General features: G+C 34.6%; 1 protein-coding gene. It reads left to right on the top strand.

The window, feature by feature from the left end:
- The coding region (locus ACREB4_RS21250) for a reverse transcriptase family protein (RefSeq protein WP_431590231.1) at positions 1–1,527 on the top strand (1,527 nt) is incomplete at both ends.

The raw sequence follows: 1,527 nt of genomic DNA, 5'->3' as shown, positions 1-1,527 counted from the left end.
AGATGGACATGGAGGAGTCCAGGTGACAGATGCAAAAATCAAATAGATTACATCACCATAAGCGGAAGATTTAGAAATTCGGTCACACAATCTAAAAGCTATCCAGGGGCAGACTGTAACAGTGACCACATACCTGTTATATGTAACCTAAGAACAAAACTACGTAAACTGAAAATAACAAATATTAGTACAAAGCTAGATCTAGAAAAACTATACAGATCACCAGCAATACAAGAAAACTACATAATAGAAGTAAGGAACAGATTTGATGCCCTATCCCAAAATGAAGAGACAACAACATGGAATAATTTCAAGGACTCATTGGTTGAATCTGCAAAAGAAATAATACCTAAAATGCCACAAAGAAGTAAAAATAAATGGATGACGGACGAGATATTGACTCTGATGAAGGAAAGACAAACAATAAGAGAGAGGGAGAGCGATGAATACAAGACTGCGAATAAAATTATTAAGAAGAAATGCGGAGAGGCAAAAGATGAGTGGCTAAATGACAACTGCAGAGATATAGAGAATCTTAAGAACATAAATACTAAACTTATGCACAAGAAAATAAAAGAACTATCAAAAAATGCAACGTATGCATCTTGTTCCTCGGGAGGCTGTATTAAGAGCAAAGATGGTACTGTGTTGATGGAGAAAGATAAAATAATAGAAAGATGGACAGAATATATACAAGAACTATTTGAAGATGATCGAGAAGCTATGCCCCAAATAAGGAAAACCATGGAGGGACCAGAAATACTAAAAGATGAAGTGAGATTTGCAATTAAAAAAATGAAACGTAACAAAGCTTGTGGGCCAGACAACATATTTGCAGAATTACTACAGGCTACAGAAGAATTTAGTGTCGACAAAATTACAGAAATTGCTAATGACATGTATAACTCTGGTAACATACCAGAGGATCTTTCAAAATCAATATTTATAGCTCTTCCTAAGAAACCAGGAGCAACTGAATGTGAATTACATAGAACAATAAGTCTTATGAGTGTTGTACTCAAGGTAATACTTCGTATTTTAATGCAAAGAATGAGAAACAAAATCAGACCAGAGATAGACAAAACACAATGCGGTTTTATGAAAGACACTGGAACAAGAAATGCTATATTTATACTGAGAAATATCTGTGAAAGGGCTATAGAAGTAAACAAAGACCTTTACCTGTGTTTTATAGACTTTACTAAGGCATTTGATAGAGTTCGACACACTAAACTACTTAATATGCTACAAAACTTGGATTTAGATGGAAAGGATATAAGAATGGTAAGAAATTTGTACTGGGATCAATCAGCTGCGATAAGATATCAAAACGAACTAGGAAATTATACACCTATAAGAAGAGGAGTCAGACAAGGGTGCGTATTGTCACCAGATCTGTTTAACCTATACAGTGAAAACATAATGAGACATCTAGACGATGTGGGTGGTTTGATAATTGGAGGATTCACGCTGAACAATTTAAGATATGCGGATGATATTGTACTGATAGCACAATCAAAGGAAAAA

It is taken from the genome of Aquabacterium sp., from assembly GCF_050725395.1.
Taxonomy (GTDB): domain Bacteria; phylum Pseudomonadota; class Gammaproteobacteria; order Burkholderiales; family Burkholderiaceae_C; genus Aquabacterium.
The sequence above is the reverse complement of the archived record's forward strand: the minus strand, read 5'-3'. Positions and strand labels throughout refer to the sequence as shown.